Source organism: Mesorhizobium huakuii, from assembly GCF_030160235.1.
GTDB lineage: Bacteria > Pseudomonadota > Alphaproteobacteria > Rhizobiales > Rhizobiaceae > Mesorhizobium > Mesorhizobium huakuii.
Genome location: NZ_BSNY01000026.1, coordinates 82345 through 101260, shown reverse-complemented (window position 1 = coordinate 101260; position 18916 = coordinate 82345). Strand labels below are relative to the sequence as shown.

The 18916-nt window shown below is 63.4% G+C and carries 16 protein-coding genes; 4 read left to right on the top strand and 12 right to left on the bottom strand.

Translation table 11 applies throughout. The features are described from left to right. Window positions 1–2 precede the first annotated feature (2 nt). On the top strand, window positions 3–1829 hold the full coding sequence (locus QQK95_RS13825) for an alanine racemase (RefSeq protein WP_284273215.1): 1827 nt from the start codon (window positions 3–5) through the stop codon (window positions 1827–1829). Here QQK95_RS13825 and QQK95_RS13820 read toward each other — a convergent pair whose 3' ends face one another. The 7 genes from QQK95_RS13820 to QQK95_RS13790 all read right to left on the bottom strand — a co-directional run bounded on the left by QQK95_RS13820 (window position 1830) and on the right by QQK95_RS13790 (window position 8965). Beyond that, window positions 1830–3206 carry an FGGY-family carbohydrate kinase gene (locus QQK95_RS13820; protein WP_284273213.1) on the bottom strand — a complete coding sequence of 459 codons (1377 nt, stop codon included), beginning with the start codon at window positions 3204–3206 and terminating at the stop codon, window positions 1830–1832. It lies immediately after the preceding gene. Next, on the bottom strand, window positions 3203–3520 hold the full coding sequence (rhaM, locus tag QQK95_RS13815) for an L-rhamnose mutarotase (protein WP_284273211.1): 318 nt from the start codon (window positions 3518–3520) through the stop codon (window positions 3203–3205). Before rhaM ends, QQK95_RS13820 begins: the two co-directional genes overlap by 4 nt. Continuing rightward, the gene (locus QQK95_RS13810) at window positions 3520–4515 is read right to left on the bottom strand and encodes an ABC transporter permease (RefSeq protein ID WP_284273209.1); all 996 of its coding nucleotides are present in this window, start codon (window positions 4513–4515) and stop codon (window positions 3520–3522) included. Before QQK95_RS13810 ends, rhaM begins: the two co-directional genes overlap by 1 nt. Further along, window positions 4512–5489: an ABC transporter permease gene (locus QQK95_RS13805; RefSeq protein ID WP_284273207.1), complete on the bottom strand. Its 978-nt coding sequence runs from the start codon at window positions 5487–5489 to the stop codon at window positions 4512–4514. The genes QQK95_RS13810 and QQK95_RS13805 overlap by 4 nt, the downstream gene beginning before the upstream one ends. After that, entirely contained in the window at window positions 5486–7027 is a 1542-nt protein-coding gene (locus QQK95_RS13800) for a sugar ABC transporter ATP-binding protein (protein WP_284273205.1), read from the bottom strand. The genes QQK95_RS13805 and QQK95_RS13800 overlap by 4 nt, the downstream gene beginning before the upstream one ends. 84 nt (window positions 7028–7111) lie before the next feature. Then, window positions 7112–8107 carry a rhamnose ABC transporter substrate-binding protein gene (gene rhaS / locus QQK95_RS13795; protein ID WP_095775218.1) on the bottom strand — a complete coding sequence of 332 codons (996 nt, stop codon included), beginning with the start codon at window positions 8105–8107 and terminating at the stop codon, window positions 7112–7114. 54 nt (window positions 8108–8161) lie between these two features. Further along, window positions 8162–8965: a DeoR/GlpR family DNA-binding transcription regulator gene (locus tag QQK95_RS13790; RefSeq protein WP_010913443.1), complete on the bottom strand. Its 804-nt coding sequence runs from the start codon at window positions 8963–8965 to the stop codon at window positions 8162–8164. 184 nt (window positions 8966–9149) lie between these two features. Between QQK95_RS13790 and QQK95_RS13785 the strand changes: the two genes are divergently transcribed. The 3 genes from QQK95_RS13785 to ggt all read left to right on the top strand — a co-directional run bounded on the left by QQK95_RS13785 (window position 9150) and on the right by ggt (window position 14483). Then, complete coding sequence (locus QQK95_RS13785; protein ID WP_284273198.1) at window positions 9150–11252, top strand: bifunctional rhamnulose-1-phosphate aldolase/short-chain dehydrogenase; 2103 nt, start codon at window positions 9150–9152, stop codon at window positions 11250–11252. 99 nt (window positions 11253–11351) lie between these two features. Then, entirely contained in the window at window positions 11352–12644 is a 1293-nt protein-coding gene (gene rhaI, locus QQK95_RS13780) for an L-rhamnose catabolism isomerase (RefSeq protein ID WP_284273196.1), read from the top strand. A gap of 99 nt (window positions 12645–12743) precedes the next feature. After that, complete coding sequence (gene ggt / locus QQK95_RS13775) at window positions 12744–14483, top strand: gamma-glutamyltransferase (RefSeq protein ID WP_284273194.1); 1740 nt, start codon at window positions 12744–12746, stop codon at window positions 14481–14483. A gap of 45 nt (window positions 14484–14528) precedes the next feature. Here the strand turns inward: ggt and QQK95_RS13770 are convergent, their stop codons facing one another. The 5 genes from QQK95_RS13770 to QQK95_RS13750 form a co-directional block, all read right to left on the bottom strand. Further along, entirely contained in the window at window positions 14529–14870 is a 342-nt protein-coding gene (locus tag QQK95_RS13770; RefSeq protein ID WP_080511918.1) for a hypothetical protein, read from the bottom strand. 381 nt (window positions 14871–15251) lie between these two features. Further along, the gene (locus QQK95_RS13765; protein WP_284273187.1) at window positions 15252–15671 is read right to left on the bottom strand and encodes a hypothetical protein; all 420 of its coding nucleotides are present in this window, start codon (window positions 15669–15671) and stop codon (window positions 15252–15254) included. A gap of 248 nt (window positions 15672–15919) precedes the next feature. Continuing rightward, a complete protein-coding gene (locus tag QQK95_RS13760; RefSeq protein ID WP_284273185.1) occupies window positions 15920–16360 on the bottom strand; it encodes a hypothetical protein in 441 nt (146 codons plus the stop codon). A gap of 236 nt (window positions 16361–16596) precedes the next feature. Continuing rightward, window positions 16597–17421, bottom strand: coding sequence for an alpha/beta hydrolase (locus QQK95_RS13755; protein WP_284273183.1), 825 nt, complete (start codon window positions 17419–17421; stop codon window positions 16597–16599). A 2-nt stretch (window positions 17422–17423) separates the two neighbouring features. Continuing rightward, window positions 17424–18911: an NAD-dependent succinate-semialdehyde dehydrogenase gene (locus QQK95_RS13750; RefSeq protein ID WP_284273181.1), complete on the bottom strand. Its 1488-nt coding sequence runs from the start codon at window positions 18909–18911 to the stop codon at window positions 17424–17426. Window positions 18912–18916 lie beyond the last annotated feature (5 nt).

Genomic DNA, 18916 nt, shown 5'->3' with positions numbered 1-18916 from the left:
GCATGTCGGGACCGCAAGTCGCCATCGACCTTGGCCGTATCGAGCGCAACGCCCGCACCATTGTCGACCGCTGCGCTTTGTCGGGTATCAAGGTGTTCGGCGTCACCAAGGGCACGTGCGGCATGCCGCAAGTGGCGCGCGCCATGCTGCGCGGCGGCGTTGCCGGCATTGCCGAATCGCGTTTCGAAAACATCCGCCGGCTGCGCGACAGCGGCATCAATGCGCCGATCATGCTGCTGCGCAGCCCGCCGATGGCGCGCATCGAGGAGGTGGTGCGCACCGTCGACATCAGCCTGCAGTCGGAGCTCGCCACCATCCGCGAGATATCGCGCATCGCCGAGCGCATGGGCCGCGTCCACGACATCATGCTGATGATCGACCTCGGCGATCTCCGCGAGGGCATCTGGCCGAGCGACCTGATCCCCACCGTCGAGCGGATCCTCGAGTTCAAGGGCGTCCGCGTCGCCGGCATCGGCACCAATCTCGGCTGTTTCGGCGCCATCATGCCGACACCGGAGAATCTCGGCCAGCTCGTCGCCCACGCCTACAAGACCGAGCGCCTGTCGGGCAAAAGCCTCGACTTCATTTCTGGCGGCGCCTCGTCGTCGCTGACGCTGCTGCTCGAAGGCAGGCTCCCGGCCGGCATCAACAATCTCAGGGTCGGCGAGGCGATCCTGCAAGGCGGCGTCGAAACCTTCCGCGATGTCCCATGGGCCGAACTCGAGCCCGATGCCTGCCGCCTGACCAGCGACATCATCGAGGTCAAGCTGAAGCCGTCGCGGCCGATCGGCGAGTCCGGCTACGACGCCTTCGGCAACCAGCCGGTCTTTGCCGACGAAGGCGACAGGCTGCGCGCCATCGCCAATATCGGCCGCGAGGATGTGCTGGTCGAAGGACTGACGCCGATCGCCAAGGGGATCAGGGTGCTCGGCGCGTCCAGCGACCACCTGCTGCTCGACGTGCAGGACGCCGACCCGCGCCCCGCCGTGGGAGATCGCGTCGCCTTCCGTATGAGTTACGGCGCCATGCTGCTGGCGATGACATCGGAATATGTCGAAAAGGCCCCGATGCATGACGTCGCCGACTTTTCGGGCCGCAAGATGGTGTCGATCTCGGCCGAACAGGAAGCCGCCGGCATTCTTGCCCGCGAGGGAGCCGGCGCGCGGCTGGAGGCGATGAATTTCGACGTCGTCGAACTCGCCGATGTCGAGCGGCCGCCCTCGGGCTTGATCCGGTTGAGTGCCGGTGCCGACCGCCGCATCGCCCACAAGGCGCTGACCGCGACGGCGCGCGCGACGCACTCCTTCGGCCTGATCTGGATCGATTCCATCGCCGCCTTGATGCCTGAAGACGAGGAGGGCATAGACCTGCCGGAGGCCTCGGTGCTTGCCCGCACCCTCGGTCTCGACCACAAGGCCGGCGCGCTGCAGCCGCAACTGTCGCCGGAGAATGTCGTCATTGTTGGCCTGCGCCATGCCGATCCGGCCGAAGCGCGGGTGCTGAAGGATTCGCGGGTGTCGGCCTTCACCATGACCGATATCGACGCCATGGGCATGCGCGACCTGATGCATGAGGCGATCCGCATAGCCACTTCGGGCACGCAAGGCTTTCATGTCAGCTATTCGCCGACGGCGACCGAATTCGCCGGCTGGGCGGCCGGTTCCGGCGGGCTGACGGTGCGCGAGACGCATCAGGCGATGGAAGCGATCGCGCTTTCCGGCAGCCTGCTGTCGATGGACGTTTCGGGCTTGACCGGGGGTATGGAGCCCAGGATCGGCATCGACACGGTGAACTTCGTCATGTCGGCCTTCGGAAAGCGGATTCTGTGATCAGCCCCGCGCTTCGACCGCCGCGCGCCACGCGCTGGTATAGTCGGCCCAGGCCGGGTCGGTCGGCGGCTCTGTTCTTTCCCCCTTGCCACGGGCCGTGACCTGATCGGACGCCAGCAGTGCCGCACCGATGCTGGTGCCGGTGGCGGCCTCGGATGCGACGACACCGCGTGCGGTCGCTGCGGCCAGCATGCCGACAAACAGCTGGTTGCGGGCAAAGGGGCCTTCGACCGTGGTTGGGCCATCAGCCCCGATCAGCTCAAGGCAGGTCGCCGTCATTAGCGCCAGATAGAACGAGATGGCGGCAAAGCGCTGGCCATTGTTCATACTGTCGGCATCAAGCCATATCGCGGCCGCATGCGGGAACGGCCCTGATCCCTGCTGCGTCGACGGCAGCAGCAAAGTCTTTCGCGCGAGCACGGCCCGGACATCATCGTTGCTCCAAGTCTCCGGCCGGCTTTCCGTCAGCACGGAAAACTCGCGCCCGCCCATGAAACGGGCCGAGGGGACGGGGTCGCCAAGCGCATTGACATTGACCAGCGTGTCGCGCGCCGGGTCGAGCTTGACCGGTCTGCCGCCGACCGCCATCGACACCACCCAGGTGCCGGTCGAGACGACCGAGAAGGGTGGCGCATCGGAGAGAAGATGTGGCAGCAGCGAGGCGTTGGAATCGTGCAGACCGCAGAACACCAGCGTTTGCGGATCAAGGCCGGTGCGCGCGGCAAGCGCTGGCAGGATTGGACCGAGGCGGTCCCTGGCCGGCCGCACCGGTGCCATCAGGCCGCGCCAATCCAACCGATCGACCAGCGACGAAAAGTCAGCTGTCCACGGGTTCCACAGATCGGTGTGGCAGCCCAGCGAAGTCACCTCGTTCGCGGCGACCCCAGTCAGGCGCAGCGCCCAATATTGCGGGTACATCAGAATGGTGGTCGCATGCGCGAACTCGGCTGGAAAACGCTTCTGCTGCCAGAAGAACTGCGCGCCGAGATTGAGGCCGAGCGGCAGGCGTGGCGTACCGGTCTCGGCGAAAGGCGGGCGGATCGCATCATAGTCCGCCGCCAGCCTGTCGGGGCCGTCGAACTCATAGTCGAGCACCGGCAGCACCAGTTCGCCAGATGAGTCGACCAGTACGCCAGTCGCACCGTGGGTGGTGATCGAGATGGCGTCGATGTGCTGTTCACGGTTGATGTCCCTGAGGCTGGCCAGGATGAAGGCCCAAAGGCGCTCGACATCGTGATGCGGGTAGGGGCCCTCCGTAGCGACGGCATTGGCCATGCGGCGCAGCGCCACCTCGCTCGACGTGGCGAGATCGACCAGCGCCACCTTGGCGTTGGTCTTGCCGATGTCGATGACGGCGATGTGGCGCAGAGCACTCATGCCATATGGAACACGGTTTCCAACGGCACGGCCACTGGCTCATTATCAGGCCTGGTTTCCATGATGTCGGCCATGTGTGCCCACCAGCGCTGCATCACCGGATGCCCAGGCAATTCGGCCATGCCATGATCGTCCCGCCGCCACAGTACGCCGAACAGGATGTCGGTCTCTTCATCGAGATGGATCGAATAGTCGGACACGCCGGCCTGTTTCAACAGCGCGATCAGCGACGGCCAGATCTCGTCATGGCGCTTCCTGTACTCGGCCTTCATGCCCGGTTTCAGCTTCATCTTGAACGCGTATTTCTCAGGCATCAGCTGCTACCACGCAGTCGCCGCCAGACGATAGGCAGCGCGATGACGATGATCAGCAGCAGGCCGATGAAGATCGACATGACGATGCCGGGCACGTTGAGCAGGCCGAGCCCGAACGTCACCAGCCCCATGATGAAGGCGGCGAGCACGACGCCGACAATGCTGCCGGCGCCGCCCAGAATGCTGACGCCGCCAAGCACCACCATGGTGATGACTTCCAGCTCATAGCCTTGCGCGATCGAGGGCCGTGTCGAGCCGAGCCGCGAGGTGATCAGCACCGAGGCTATACCCGACATCAGCCCGGTCAGGCAGAACAGGATGAACTTGATGCGGCCGACGCGCACGCCGGAAAACTGCGCCGCGACCGGATTGTTGCCGATGGCAAAGACGCGGCGGCCGAAGCTCGTGCGGTGCAGGAGGAACCAGTAGACGACCGCCGCGATGAGGAAGAGCACCAGCTCGAACGACACCACCCACCAGACATAGCCCTGGCCGAAGAAGGCGAAGCTTTCAGGATAGCCCTTATAGGCCTGGTCGCCGAGAATGATGAAGGCGATGCCGCGAAACAGGCTCATCGTGCCGATGGTTACGACGATCGACGGCAGGCCGAGCCGTGTCACCAGCAGCCCGTTGAAGGCGCCGCAGCCGAGGCCTACGACGATGCCGATCAGCACCAGCACCGGCGTGCCCGCACCCGCTTGCACCGCCATGCCCATCATGGTCGAAGCCAGTGCGATGATCGCGGCCACCGACAGGTCGATTTCGCCCGAAATGATCAGCAACGCCATGGCAAAGGCGATGAGGCCCTTCTCGGTGAAATTGAAGGTCAGGTCCGACAGCGAATAAGGGTCGAGGAAATAGGGCGAGGCAAAGCTGTTGATTGCAAAGATGGCGATAGCCACCACGACCAGCAGAGCCTCCCAGGAAAAGATCGCCGAGCGAAACGGCTTGTCGAGCCGGTCGGGGATGTGGCGCGGGGCAGGGATGTCGGTCATGCCGCCTCCACCTTTCTCAGGATGATGCGGCCTTGCTGGCGTTCACCGCGCGCGTTGAGCACGACGGCCAGGATGATGGCGCTGCCCGAAATCGCCATCTGCCAGAAGGGCGAGATGTTGATGACCGGCAGCGCGTTGGAGATGATGCCGAGGAACAGGGCGCCGAGCACCGCGCCGCCGACCGAGCCGATGCCGCCGGCGATCGAGATGCCGCCGATGACGCAGGCCGCGATGATGTTGAGCTCATAGCCGTTGGCGACTTCGACCGAGGCGATGACGTAGCGCGAGATCCAGAGATAGCCGGCAAGCCCGCCGATCATGCCCGAGATGCAGAAGACGATGAATTTCGTGCGGCCGACATCGATGCCGGTATAGACCGACGCCGTCGGGTTGACGCCTATGGCGTAGATCGAGCGGCCGAGCGCGGTGCGTGTCATCAGCACGAAGAACAGCGCGATGACCAGGATGGCGATCCATGACAGCACCGGAATGCCGAGGAACGCGGCGCGCTGGAAGCCGATGAAATCCGGGCTCATCTTGTCGGCATTGACCCAGGCGCCGCCGGACAGGACGAAGGTGGCGCCGCGATAGATGGTGAGCGTGCCCAAAGTCACCACGATCGAAGGAATGTTCAGCCGCCACACCAGAAGGCCGTTGATGGCGCCGAGCACCAGCCCGACGGCGAGCGCGATGACGATCAGCAGCGGGATCGGGATCGCCGGATGCGCGGCGTTCAGCATCGCCACCACCATGCCGCTGAAGCAGAGATTGGAGGCCATCGACAGGTCGATCGAGCGGGTCAGGATGACCACCATCTGGCCGAGCGCCAGGATCATCAGGATCGAAGTGTCGTTGAACACCTGGCGCAGATTGCCGGGGTCGGCGAAGGCCGGGAAGCGGGTCGAGATCAGCCCGATCAAGACAATGATCGCCGCGGCCAGCCAGATCTCGCGGTATTTGAGAAAGGCTTTCATGCCGCGATCCCCGCTGCCGTCCGGACCAGCGTCTCGGCGTCCAGCCCCTTATTGTCATAGACCGCCGCGACAAGCCCCTCGCGCATGACCACGACGCGGTCCGACATGCCGAGAATCTCCGGCAGTTCCGACGACACCATGATCACCGACAGGCCCTGCGCCACCAACTCGGCCATGAAGCCGTGTACGGCCGCCTTGGAACCGATGTCGATGCCCTTGGTCGGCTCGTCCAGGATGATCACCTTTGGCGCTGTCGCCAGCCACTTGGCGATGACGATCTTCTGCTGGTTGCCGCCCGACAGCGTGCCGACATCCTGGCTGAGCGAGGAGGCCCTGAGGTCAAGCCGCTCGGTGTAGGAGCGGGCGAGCGAAAATTCCTCAGCCAGCCGCAGAAAGCCTGACTTGGAGGTACGCTTGAGCGAGGGCAGCGAGACGTTCTGGAAAATTGGCAGGCCGATCACCACGCCCTGCTTGCCGCGTTCCTCCGGCACATAGACGATGCCCGCCTCGATCGAATCCGCCGCCGATTTCGGCGCGATCACCTTGCCTTCCAGCGTGATTGTGCCGCCAGAGGTTCGGGTGATGCCCGATATCGCCTGCATCACCTCGCTGCGCCCGGCGCCGACGAGGCCGTAGAAGCCGAGGATTTCGCCCTTGTGCAGCTCGAAGCCGATATCGTTGAATTCGGTTGGGTGCGACAGGCCGGAGACCGACAGCATCGGCGCGCCGATCTCGGCCTTGCGCTGCGGAAAGATATGATCGACCGAGCGACCGACCATCATGCGCACGATCTGGCTCTGGCCGGCATCCTTGATCAGCCCTTCGCCGACCATCTCGCCGTCGCGGAACACCGTGTAGCGGTCGGCGATGCGGTAGATCTCGTCGAACTTGTGGCTGATGAACAGGATCGCCTTGCCTTCCTCCTTGAGGAATTCGATGAGCAAAAACAGCTCCTCGATCTCCTTCATCGAAAGCGCGGCGGTCGGCTCGTCCATGATGACGATCTGCGCGTCGATCGACATGGCGCGCGCCACCGCGACCAGATGCTTGTTGGCGATGCCGAGGTCCTTCAGACGCGCATCGGCGTCGATATGGCCGGCATGCATGGTGTCGAGCACTTCGCGCGCATCTTTCCGCATCGTGCGCCAGTCGATGGTGCCTAGCCGTGTGCGCGGCGCGTGGCCGAGAAAGATATTTTCGGCGACGCTCAGATCATCGAACAGCACCGTTTCCTGATGGATGGCTGTGACGCCATGGCCGAAGGCGGCATGCGCACTGTGCAAGGCGACAGCCTGGCCGTCGATGCTGATAGTGCCCGAATCCGGCTGGTAGATGCCCGTCATGATCTTGACCAGCGTCGACTTGCCGGCGCCGTTCTCGCCGATCAGCGCCGTCACCTGGCCAGGATAGAGCGACAGGCTGACATTGTGCAGCGCGCGCACACCGGGGAAACTCTTGGAGATGCCGGACAGCGTCAGGCGTGGCGTGGAGGCCGCTGGCCCCTCCTTCACCGTGCCGTGCTGGGCTGTCGTGTCCATGGTCGTATCAAGCCCTGAAACAAGGTCCGTTTGAAGCCGCGGCGGGACGTGAGCCCCGCCGCGACAGCTTGAGAGGGTCTGAGATCAATAGATCTTGGAGAACTTCTCGATGTTGGTCTTGTCGAACTGGAAGGGCGGAGCCATCGCGGCCGAGTTGGTATCGTCGAGCGTGACCTTGCCGACACGGCCGATCGACAGCGTCGCACCGGGCTTGGCCTCTTCCTTCTTCACCGCCAGGTCGTGGGCGAGGTAGACGGCCGAGTAGCCGAGGTCGATCGGGTTCCACAGCGCGACCGCCTGGCTGGCCCCGTTGTCGATGAACTTCTTGAACTCGGACGGCAGCGCGAGGCCCGTGACATTGACCTTGCCGATCAGCTTCTCGTCGGTGACGACCTGGGCGGCGGCGACGACGCCGACGGTGGTCGGCGCGATGATCGCCTTGAGGTTCGGATAGGACTTCAGCAGGCCCTTGGCTTCGTCGGTGCTCTTGGCGGAATCGTCATCGCCATAGACGGTGGCGACGAGCTTGATCTTGGGGAATTTCTCCGGCAGCACCTTCTTGGCCGCATCGATCCAGGCGTTCTGGTTGGTCGCGGTCGAGGAGGCCGACAGGATGGCGACATCGCCACCTTCCGGCAGATAGTCGGCGGCGAGCTTGATGATGGTCTCGCCGATCAGGCCGGTGTCGGACGGGTTGAGATGCAGTTGACGGCCTTCCTTGGCGACACCGGAATCCCACGAGATGACGGTGATGCCGCGCTCCATGGCCTTCTTCAGCACCGGCACCAGCGCGTCGGCGTCATTGGCGGAAATGGCGATGGCGTTGACCTTCTGCGCGATCAGCGAATTGACCACTTCGATCTGCGCCTCGGCGGTTGCCTTGGTCGGGCCGGTATAGATGATGTCGACATCACCGAGTTCCTTGGCCGCCTCTTCGGCGCCCTTGTTGGCGGCGTCGAAGAAGCCATTGCCGAGCGACTTCACCACCAGTGCGATCTTGACGTTCTCGGCATAGGCGGCATTCACGAACATGGCGGCCGAGAATGCGGCCGTCACCATCAATTTCTTCAAAAAGCTCATCGTATATCCTCCCTTGAGCGTTGCATTCCATCGCCGCTGCGGGCGTGAGGTGTCTCAGGCCTGCAGTGAAGATTCTTCCTTTGCCGTCTTGCGGGCGACGATCAGCGTCACGCCAGCGGTCTCCAACATCTTGGCTTCGCGATCCTCGATGCCGTCATCGGTGATGACGGTGGCGATGCGCGACAGGCCGCACAGGATCAGGCTGGAGCGCTTACGGAATTTCGAGGAGTCGACCAGCACCACCAGTTCGTCGGCCTGGTCGATCAGCTTCTGCTCGGCCTGGATCAGCAAAGGGTCGCCTTCCATCAGGCCGAGCGGTCCCAGTCCTTGCGCGCCCATGAACATGCGGCGCGCATAGAAATTGCGCGTCACGTCATTGTCGAAGGGCGACAGGATGATGTTCTGCTCGCGATAGATGGTGCCGCCCGACAGCATCACCGTGTTCTTCGAGTGCTTGAGCAGATGCTCGGCGATCGGGAACGAATTGGTGAAGATCGGCATGCGCCGCCCGGTCAGGAAATGCACCATCTGGAAGGTGGTGGTGCCGCCATTGATGATGATCGGCTCGCCATCCCCGCACAATTCGACCGCTTCTCGGGCGATCGCGCGCTTCTGCGAAGCGTTGATCGTTTCGTTGACGGAAAAGGGCCGGCCGGCGAGGCCGATGAACTGCGGCGGCGAGATCGCCTCGGCGCCACCGCGCACCCGGCGCAGGCGCTTCTGCACATGCAGGGCCGCGATGTCGCGCCGGATCGTCGCCTCGGAGGACTCCGTCAGGTCGACCATCTCCTGCACCGTCACCACAGGCTTTTCCTGGACGGCGGACAGAATGATCCTGTGGCGCTCTTTTTCGTGCATGGTTCCTCCCTGCCTGGCCATCTAGGCACTCAAAACGAGCAGTGTCAATCATTTCCGATCATATAATTTCATTGTGCAGTGCAATATGATCGATCTTGATCGTTTATGATTGACAAGCGAGGCGCTTGCGTAGACATTCCGGGCAAAATGGACCGCGGCTTTTTGCGTCCCAGGGAGGATACCTATGCTCGACAAGCGCTCCGGCTCGCGCCTTGCCAATCTGTGGGATGATGCGAAAGCCAAGGGGATGAGCGACCCAGAGCTTCTGGTCTATCGCTCGAACACGCTGGGTTCCGACAAGCGCGTCACCAACTATGGCGGTGGCAACACCTCCTCCAAGATCTGGCAGAAGGATCCGCTCAGCGGCGAGACTGTCGAAGTGCTCTGGGTCAAGGGCTCGGGCGGTGACAGCGCCTCCATCAAGCTCGACGGTTTTGCCACGCTCTACATGGACAAGTTGCGCGCGTTGAAAGGCCTTTATCGCGGCGTCGAGCATGAGGACGAGATGGTGGGATATCTGCCCCACTGCACCTTCAACCTCAATCCGCGCGCGGCCTCGATCGACACGCCGCTGCACGCCTATGTGCCGAAGCCTTTCGTCGACCACATGCATCCCGATGCCATCATCGCGATTGCCGCGGCGAAGGATTCCAAAGCGCTGACCAAGGAGATATTCGGCGAGGCTATCGGCTGGCTGCCGTGGAAGCGGCCAGGCTTCGAGCTTGGCCTGTGGCTGGAGAAGTTCTGCCTCGAACATCCCGCCGCCAAGGGTGTCATCCTCGAAAGCCATGGTCTGTTCACCTGGGGCGACACGCCCAAGGAATGTTACGAGACGACGATTTCGGTGATCAACCAGGCGATCGAGTGGTTCGAGCGCCGCTCCGAGGGCCTGGCGATTTTCGGCGGCGAAGCGGTCAAGTCGCTGGATGCCGCCACCCGCCGCGCCATCGCGGCGAAACTGATGCCGAAAATCCGCGGCCTGATCTCGGAGAAGAGCCACAAGCTCGGCCATTTCGACGATTCCGCCGCCGTGCTCGAATTCGTCAACTCCAGGGATTTGCGCCCGCTGGCGGTACTGGGCACCTCATGCCCCGACCATTTCCTGCGCACCAAGATCCGCCCGCTGGTCATCGAATTCGATCCGGCAAAACCTGATGTCGATGCGGTCATCGCCCGCCTCGCCGACGACATCGCCGAATACCGCGTCGGTTACCAGGCCTATTACGACATCTGCAAGCATCCGGACTCGCCCGCCATCCGCGATCCCAATGCCGTGGTCTATCTGATGCCCGGCGTCGGCATGTTCACCTTCGCCGGCGACAAGGCGACGGCGCGCATCTCGGGCGAGTTCTACGTCAACGCCATCAACGTCATGCGCGGCGCCTCGACGGTGTCGTCCTATGTCGGCCTGCCTGCGCAGGAAGCTTTCGACATCGAATACTGGCTGCTCGAGGATCTGAAGTTGCAGCGCATGCCGAAGCCGAAGTCGCTCGCCGGCCAGATCGCGCTGGTCACAGGCGGCGCCGGCGGCATCGGCCGCGCGACCGCCAACCGCCTGCTGCGCGAAGGCGCCTGCGTGGTGCTGGCCGACATCGATGAGGCTGCGCTGGCCAGCGCCAATGAAGAGCTGGCAAAAGCCTATGGCAAGGATTTCGTCCGTCCGGTTGTAATCAACGTCACCTCGGAAGATCAGGTGGTCTCCGGCTTTGCCGAGACGGCGGTCGAATTCGGCGGCATCGACATTCTGGTCTCCAACGCCGGTCTCGCCTCCTCGGCGCCGATCGAGGAGACGACGCTGGCGCTGTGGAACAAGAACATGGACATCCTGTCGACCGGTTACTTCCTGGTCTCGCGGGAGGCCTTCCGGCTGTTCAGGGTGCAGAAGATCGGCGGCAATGTCGTCTTCGTCGCCTCCAAGAACGGTCTTGCCGCGTCGCCCAATGCCGCCGCCTACTGCACGGCCAAGGCCGCCGAGATCCATCTCGCCCGCTGTCTCGCGCTGGAAGGCGCGGAAGCGCAGATCAGGGTCAATGTCGTCAATCCGGACGCGGTGCTGCGCGGCTCGAAGATCTGGACCGGGGAGTGGAAGGAACAGCGCGCCGCCGCCTACAAGATGTCCACGGACGACCTCGAAGAACATTATCGTTCGCGCTCGATGCTGAAGCGCTCGGTCTTCCCCGAAGACATCGCCGAGGCGATCTATTTCTTCGCTTCCGACATGTCGGCCAAATCGACCGGCAACATCATCAACGTCGACGCCGGCAACGCGCAGAGCTTTACGCGCTGATTTGGAGCGCTTCCCTTCTCCCCGTTCACGGGGAGAAGGTGGCCCGAAGGGCCGGATGAGGGGCGGCGCTGACGGAACGCATTTGGGAGGAACCTGCACTTGTCCGAAACCATCATCTCCGCCGACCTCGTTGGCAGCCACAATGCCGCCCGCAAAGCCGAGCTCGAACGCGACTACGCCTCGCTCGGCGAGCGTCTCGACCGCCGCGGCATAGCCATCGACGCCATCCGCGACAAGGTCGAGAAATTCGCGGTCGCCATTCCCTCCTGGGGCGTCGGCACCGGCGGCACGCGCTTTGCCCGCTTTCCCGGCGCCGGCGAGCCCCGCGACATCTTCGACAAGATCGAGGATTGCGCCGTCATCAGCCAGCTGACGCAGGCGACGCCGACCGTCTCGCTGCACATTCCATGGGACAAGGCCGACCCGAACCGGCTGAAGCAGGCGGCCTCGCGCTTTGGCCTCGGCTTCGACGCGATGAATTCCAACACCTTCTCCGATGCCCGCGACCAGAAACTCTCCTACAAATTCGGCTCGCTGTCGCATGCCGACGCCGGCACGCGCCGGCAAGCGGTCGAGCACAATCTCGAATGCATCGAGATCGGCAAGACGCTCGGCTCCAAGGCGCTGACGGTGTGGATCGGTGACGGCTCGAACTTTCCGGGCCAAGTCAATTTCGCCAAGGCCTTCGAGCGCTACCTCGACGCCATGAAGGCGGTTTATGCCGGGCTGCCCGCCGATTGGAAGCTGTTCACCGAACACAAGATGTACGAGCCGGCCTTCTACTCCACGGTCGTGCAGGATTGGGGCACTAACTACCTCATTTCCAAAGAACTCGGCGACAAGGCGTTCTGCCTGGTCGATCTCGGCCACCATGCACCCAACGTCAACATCGAGATGATCGTGTCTCGGCTGATCCAGTTCAGGAAACTGGGTGGCTTCCACTTCAACGATTCGAAATATGGCGACGACGACCTCGACGCCGGTTCGATCGATCCTTACCGGCTGTTCCTGGTCTTCAACGAACTGGTCGATGCCGAACTGTCCGGCGCCGAGGGTTTCGATCCGGCCCACATGCTCGACCAGAGCCACAACGTCACCGACCCGATCGAAAGCCTGATGCTGTCGGCGGTCGAGGTGCAGCGCGCCTATGCGCAGGCGCTGCTGGTCGATCGCAAGGCGCTGGAAGGTTTTCAGGACGGCAATGACGCGCTGATGGCGACCCAGACGCTGAAGGCGGCCTACCGCACCGATGTCGAGCCGATCCTGGCCATGGCGCGGCTGAAGACCGGGGGCGCCATCGATCCCGTCGCCGCCTACCGGGCGGCGGGCTACCGCGCCAAGGTCGCGGCCGAACGCCCGGCTGTCGCCGGCGGCTCGGGGGGAATTGTCTGACACGCCTGACATCTGAATTGATCCGCCTGGCCCACCGTTGATGGTGGACTCGGCCGCTGCGACGGGTTCTTCTAGGCGTCCCCGCCAGGAGGACCCGCCATGCATCTCACCCGTCGGACACTGATCGCCGCCAGTCTTTCCATCACCTTCGCGCTGGCGCCCTTGACGAGCGTCCTTGCCGCCTCGCCGGCCCCTGCCAAGGGCGAGCATGGCATGGTGGTGACGGCCCAGCACCTGGCGTCGGAAGTCGGCGTCGAGGTCTTGAAGAAGGGCGGCAATGCCGTCGATGCGGCGGTCGCCGTCGGCTATGCGCTGGCTGTCGTCTACCCCAATGCCGGCAATATCGGCGGCGGCGGCTTCATGACCATCCGTTTCGCCGATGGCAAATCGACCTTCCTCGATTTCCGTGAGCGCGCGCCGCTGGCGGCGACCAAGACCATGTATCTCGACAAGGACGGAAATCCGGTGAAGGGCGCCAGCCTCGACGGCTATCTCGCCGTCGGTGTGCCTGGCTCGGTGGCCGGCTTCGAAATGGCGCGCGAAAAATATGGCACATTGTCCAGGCAGAATCTGATGGCGCCGGCGATCGGCTATGCCAAGGACGGGTTCATCCTCAATCAGGGCGATGCCGCCTCGTTCGCCGGTAGCGCGGAAAGGCTGGCGAAGGACCCGGCGGCAGCGGCCGCCTTCCTGAAACCCGACGGCAAGCCCTATGGCATCGGCGAGCGGCTGACCCAGCCAGACCTTGCCGCCTCGCTCTCGGCGATATCCGAGAAAGGTCCCGACGCCTTCTACAAGGGCGCCATCGCCGACGCCATCGTCAAGGCGAGCGGCGCCAAGGGCGGTATACTGGCCAAGCAGGATTTCGAGCAATATGCGGTGCGCGAGCTGAAGCCGGTCACCTGCACCTATCGCGGCTACGAAATCACGTCCTCGCCGCCGCCAAGCTCCGGCGGCATCATCATCTGCGAAATCCTCAACGTGCTGGAGGGCTACCCGCTGTCCTATCTCGGCGCCGGCTCGGCCGAGACAGTGCATGTCATGGTCGAGGCGATGCGCCATGCCTATGTCGACCGCAATTCCGCGCTCGGCGATCCCGATTTCGTCGACAATCCGGTTTCGAAACTGCTGGACAAGGCTTACGCCAAGGGCATCCGCGACAAGATCGACCCATTCCGGGCCGGCGTGTCGCAGGACCTGATGCCGAAAGGCTTTGGCGAGTCGAAGGAGACCACGCACTATTCGATCATCGACAAGGACGGCAACGCGGTCGCGGTCACCTACACGCTGAACGGCTCCTTCGGCGCCGGCGTCGTCGCCGACGGCACCGGCATCCTGCTCAACAACGAGATGGATGATTTCACCCAGAAGCCGGGCGTGCCCAACCTCTATGGGCTGGTCCAGGGCGAGGCCAATGCCATCCAGCCGAAGAAGACGCCGCTGTCATCGATGAGCCCGACCATCGTCGCCAAGGACGGCAAGCCGTTCATGGTCATAGGCAGCCCCGGCGGCTCGCGCATCATCACCATCACGCTGGAAGCGATCGTCAACGTCATCGACCACGGCATGAACATCCAGGAAGCGATCGACGCGCCGCGCATCCACCATCAATGGCTGCCCGATAAGGTCTATGTCGAGCCGTTCGGCCTGTCGCCGGACACCGAAAGGCTGCTGGCCGGCATGGGCTACCACCTTGATCTCGGCGACCAGACCTGGGGCCAGGCGGCCGGCATCCTGGTCGGCGGCAAAAGCCTCGCAGAAATCGGGAAAGGCGGCGGCGCGCGGTACAATGGCGCCATCGACAGCCGGGCGGCCTCTGGCGAGGCGCTCGGATATTGATGCCGGGGTGGACTCTCGGACAGGGTGACGGCCCGGCAAGGACCGTCAGGTAACCAGCGTGATGGTCGATGCGATCAGCATCAGGGCGGCGATGCCTACGAACAGCGCGTAGATGCGCGGCCGGTCAAGCAGAAGCGCGTTTCCGGAGATCCAGGCCGATGTGGCGCCGCCCAGCGCGAAGAGGAACCCGTTGCGATGTCCGAAGGTCATCGACGCGGCCATCAGCCCGCCGATGATCAGGGCGCCGAACACGATGATGACGGCGACCGCGTATTTCTCGAAATCATTGTTGCCGATCCCTGGCCCGATCGCATTCAGATTGGGCAGGTCGTCCGGATCGAAGGGGTTCGCCGACCCATATTCGTCTTGACCGATCGATTCTCGCATCACTCGTTCTCCGCAGACCGGCAACAAACCATCAACACTTGCCGAGTGCAACCCGATGGCGCGTCCCTCTCTGTGCCGACCGTCACCTTCAACACGTTCCGGCGGCGCTTGTCACCGGTTTTCCGGCTGCCTGTCACGAATGCAACACGTGTCCGCGTTCGGATGGCACGCCACCATCCTATTCCATTTGGACCGTGTTCGCGGGGAAAAGATGATGCCGCGCATCGATTCCAGCGCCGCAACGCCCTGCGCGGCTGCGGCGGGGAGTCGCAGCGCCGGGCGTGAGGCGGGCAATTGTTGACTGGGGAAGGCGTTCGCGGTGCGGGAAAGGAATACCGCCCCGAACGCCTGCCTCGGCAGGATGGTGGGCACCTCGCACCCTCATTTCTGTGAAGGGGTGGCGCTCAATCGATGATAGGGGACGCCATCGAAGCTTGCCGTCACAAAATCCGTGACGGACATCTTGCGCTTGCGTCCGTCGCTGCAGGTGTAAACCGGCCAACCGGCATCGCTGCATTCGCTGGCAGCGCAGATACGCACTAGGCAGTTACCGATCGTCAATCGGAAGCCGCCCTTGCCGGCGAAGCCTTGCAACAAGCTGCCGTCCGCCGAGCGCCAGGTCCGCGCACGGAATTCCGGCCGCAAAAGCAATGGTTCGAGAGAGACCGCAAGATTGGTTTCGCCCGCACGTCCTGCGAACTGCAGACGGAAGCGCGCCATTGCAGTCGTGTATGCGGTCACAAGATCCGATTCGCGAAAATAGGAGATCGGCAGGTTGGAGCGGTCAAGCAGATGAGACATGCGCTCGCTTGCCTCTACCGGCGTCAGCAAGGCAACAAACGCAAGAAGGGCGAAGCAAGCTCGCGACATTTTCCAGCAGCCATAACGATCTCGGCCTGCCGGTTTGGCCCCGGTTGCCCCCATTAACATCCCGCCAATCGTCGCCCTGTGCAAGCCGCTTGCTGAGGCAGTCCAAGGCGGCCGAGTGTGCAATTCGCAAGGCCCCCGAGTTAAACGCTTGGAGCCGAAGAGCCACCAGCCAGGGGTCTTTAGCTGGCGCGGGCCGGCGGCAGCTCAAACAGGTTGGCGCCATTCTGCTGGCCGCGCTCGACATAGCCGATAATGCCAAACCATCGGGCGACGTCAGGCCCCTGCAGCCAGCTGCGCGAATGGATGGGAAGGTTGCCGGCGAGCGCCTGGATATGCCTGATATGCCGTTTGCAGAAGCGTACGGTCGAGGCGCGGAAGAAGTCCTCCTGGGCGGCAAACAGCGTATCGGCTGCGTCGCTGTTCTCATGCCAGGCGATGATCGCCACGGCCTTCTCGCCCTCGATCAGCGCGTGCGCCCGGCCTTCCTTCAGGTTCATCATCAGATTGTCGTAGGCGATCTTGCTGTCCTTGCCGGCCGCCGCGTATTCCTCCGACATGCGCTTGGACAGGCCATGAAAGACATCCTCGAGATCCCCGAGCGTCGCTGCGCGTGCTCTCATTTCACCTCCTGCAGCCCCGGCAGGGAGTTTGCCCTAAGGGTGAGGGATCACCAAGCAAATCGAATCCGCTGAATGGCCAATGAGAGCAAAGCTGTTTCGCTGGGCGAGTCGCCTGGTCGCGGGATAAGGCTATGCCCATCGATCGCCATCTCGATACTCTTCACCAAGGTCGGTGGTCACCTCCTCTAGAGATAGACGATCGCTGAAGCTCTGTTCGCAGGAAGGGCGAAGCCTCGTTAGACGAGGGTTGTTGCAATCGTCTGCATCAGGCAATCGCCAGCTTGCGTGCCGACGATGCCCAGATCCCGTACGCTGTTCATGTGGTTCCGATCATTCAGGCGGAGGTCGCGGACATCGTGCCCCTGTGCGCGCAAGAGCGTTACGAAGTCGGTCGCTTGCTGGTGAAAGGGTGGCGTTTCCTGGTCCCCGACGAGAATGGTCACTGCCGTCTTCGGGTCATGCTGTCGCGTCATTGGCGTGAAGGCGGCTGCCTCCTCGTCGGTGATGCCGATCAACGGTTCGAGGAAGGATCTCTGCAGGGGCTTCAGGTCATAGAGGCCACCCAGCAGCAGTGCTGCACGGATGCGTGATGGCATTGGCGTCTTTTCGAACAGGAATGTGGCCAGGTGCGCACCGGCAGAATGGCCGCTGACGCTTATCCGGCCGGGATCGCCGCCATGGTCGACGATGTTGTCCAGCACCCATTGTTTGGCGCGCCGCACCTGTTCCACGATCGCCGCCATCCTGAACTCGGGCATCAGCGCATAGTCGACGATGACCGCGATCGCACCGGCTTTGGTGACTGTGTCCGCCACATAGGAATAGTCGCTCCTGGAAAACATGCGCCAATAGCCGCCGTGGATGAAGATATGAACCGGTAGATTCTTGCGCCCGCCCGGCGGAAAGAACAGGTCGAGCCTCTCGGCCGCGCCGTTGCCATAGGCGATATCGGCCACCATGGGCAACGTCGCCCGGGTAGCAGTGCTGCGCGCCACGATATCGGCCACGATGTCATCGAAGTCGGCGACGTGGTTGCGGGTGCGGAAGGGGTCTTTCTGCATGATCAGAAGGTAACGGCGATATACTTCGCCTCCATGAACTCGGCGATGCCGTGATGCTGGCCGCCCTCGCGGCCCAGGCCGCTCTGCTTGACGCCACCGAAGGGCGCCGCAGGGTCCGACATCAGCCCCCGATTGAGGCCGATCATGCCGGCCTCGATCCTCGATGCCACCCGCAATCCTCGGGCCACATCGCGCGTATAGATGTAGGCGGCAAGGCCGTATTCCGTGTTGTTGGCGTGCATTACGGCCTCGGCCTCGGTCTCGAATCGCGTGATGGGCGCTACCGGCCCGAAGATCTCCTCATGCGCCATGTCAGCGTCGGGCGAAACCTGCGACAGGACCGTCGGCGGATAAAAGAAACCTTCCTCTTCCGGGATCGAGCCGCCGCAAAGCACCTTGGCTCCCCGGCCCACGGCGTCCTTGACCAGGCGGTCGATCTTGTCGACCGCCTTTCTGGTGATCATCGGTCCGCACTCGGTATCCGCACTCATGCCTGGTCCGACCTTAAGAGCTGCCATGCGCTCGCGAAGGCCGTCAGCGAACGCGTCATGGATGCCCGACTGGACATAGATACGGTTGGCGGCCGTACAGGCCTCGCCGGCATTGCGCATCTTCGCGATCATGGCGCCGTCGAGCGCGGCATCGAGGTCGGCATCGTCGAAAACGACGAAGGGTGCATTGCCGCCGAGTTCCATCGAGCAGGAGACCACATGCTTGGCGGCTTCGCCAAGCAAGGTTCGCCCGACGCCTGTCGAACCGGTGAAGGAAAGCTTCCTGACGCGCGGATCGGCCAGCATGGCCGAAGTCAGCGGACCGGGACTTGTCGTGGTGAGCACGTTGACGACGCCAGCCGGCACGCCGGCCTCGCTGTAGAGCGCGGCCAGCGCATAGGCCGTCAGCGGCGTTTCGCTGGCCGGCTTCAGGATCACCGTGCAGCCGGCCGCCAATGCCGGCGCGATCTTTCGCGTCGCCATCGCGGCAGGAAAATTCCAGGGCGTGATCAGCACGCAGATGCCGATCGGCTCATAGTCGACCACGATGCGGTTGGTGCCGGACGGCGCGGTGCCGAACTCGCCAGTGATGCGAACCGCCTCTTCCGCGTTCCAGCGGAAGAACTCGGCGGCGTACGCAACCTCGCCGCGCGCGTCGCGCAGAGCCTTGCCGTTCTCCAGCGAGATCAGCATGGCAAGCGTTTCCGACCGTTCGACCATCAGTTCGAAACAGCGCCGGAGGATTTCCGAGCGCTTGCGTGGCGCCGTCTCCCGCCATGCCGTCGCCGCCTTGGCCGCGGCATCGACCGCGGCCAAGGCGTCGTCGAGCGTCGCGTCGGGAACCGCAGCAATCACGGACCCCGACGAAGGATCGACGACGCCAATGACCCGGCCATCGGAAGATGGTCGCCATCTGCCGTCGATGTAAAGTCCGTGCGAAAAGCCGCGAACGTCATAGTCGTCCTGGTCGATCCACAGCGCATTCGGAGGAAGGTTCATGGTCT

Excerpts from the sequence above, each read along its gene's own strand:
- QQK95_RS13825 (WP_284273215.1), top strand. The coding sequence starts at position 3 with ATGTCGGGACCGCAAGTCGCCATCGACCTTGGCCGTATCGAGCGCAAC.
- QQK95_RS13820 (WP_284273213.1), bottom strand. The coding sequence starts at position 3,206 with ATGAGTGCTCTGCGCCACATCGCCGTCATCGACATCGGCAAGACCAAC.
- rhaM (WP_284273211.1), bottom strand. The coding sequence starts at position 3,520 with ATGCCTGAGAAATACGCGTTCAAGATGAAGCTGAAACCGGGCATGAAG.
- QQK95_RS13810 (WP_284273209.1), bottom strand. The coding sequence starts at position 4,515 with ATGACCGACATCCCTGCCCCGCGCCACATCCCCGACCGGCTCGACAAG.
- QQK95_RS13805 (WP_284273207.1), bottom strand. The coding sequence starts at position 5,489 with ATGAAAGCCTTTCTCAAATACCGCGAGATCTGGCTGGCCGCGGCGATC.
- QQK95_RS13800 (WP_284273205.1), bottom strand. The coding sequence starts at position 7,027 with ATGGACACGACAGCCCAGCACGGCACGGTGAAGGAGGGGCCAGCGGCC.
- rhaS (WP_095775218.1), bottom strand. The coding sequence starts at position 8,107 with ATGAGCTTTTTGAAGAAATTGATGGTGACGGCCGCATTCTCGGCCGCC.
- QQK95_RS13790 (WP_010913443.1), bottom strand. The coding sequence starts at position 8,965 with ATGCACGAAAAAGAGCGCCACAGGATCATTCTGTCCGCCGTCCAGGAA.
- QQK95_RS13785 (WP_284273198.1), top strand. The coding sequence starts at position 9,150 with ATGCTCGACAAGCGCTCCGGCTCGCGCCTTGCCAATCTGTGGGATGAT.
- ggt (WP_284273194.1), top strand. The coding sequence starts at position 12,744 with ATGCATCTCACCCGTCGGACACTGATCGCCGCCAGTCTTTCCATCACC.
- QQK95_RS13770 (WP_080511918.1), bottom strand. The coding sequence starts at position 14,870 with ATGCGAGAATCGATCGGTCAAGACGAATATGGGTCGGCGAACCCCTTC.
- QQK95_RS13765 (WP_284273187.1), bottom strand. The coding sequence starts at position 15,671 with ATGTCTCATCTGCTTGACCGCTCCAACCTGCCGATCTCCTATTTTCGC.
- QQK95_RS13760 (WP_284273185.1), bottom strand. The coding sequence starts at position 16,360 with ATGAGAGCACGCGCAGCGACGCTCGGGGATCTCGAGGATGTCTTTCAT.
- QQK95_RS13755 (WP_284273183.1), bottom strand. The coding sequence starts at position 17,421 with ATGCAGAAAGACCCCTTCCGCACCCGCAACCACGTCGCCGACTTCGAT.
- QQK95_RS13750 (WP_284273181.1), bottom strand. The coding sequence starts at position 18,911 with ATGAACCTTCCTCCGAATGCGCTGTGGATCGACCAGGACGACTATGAC.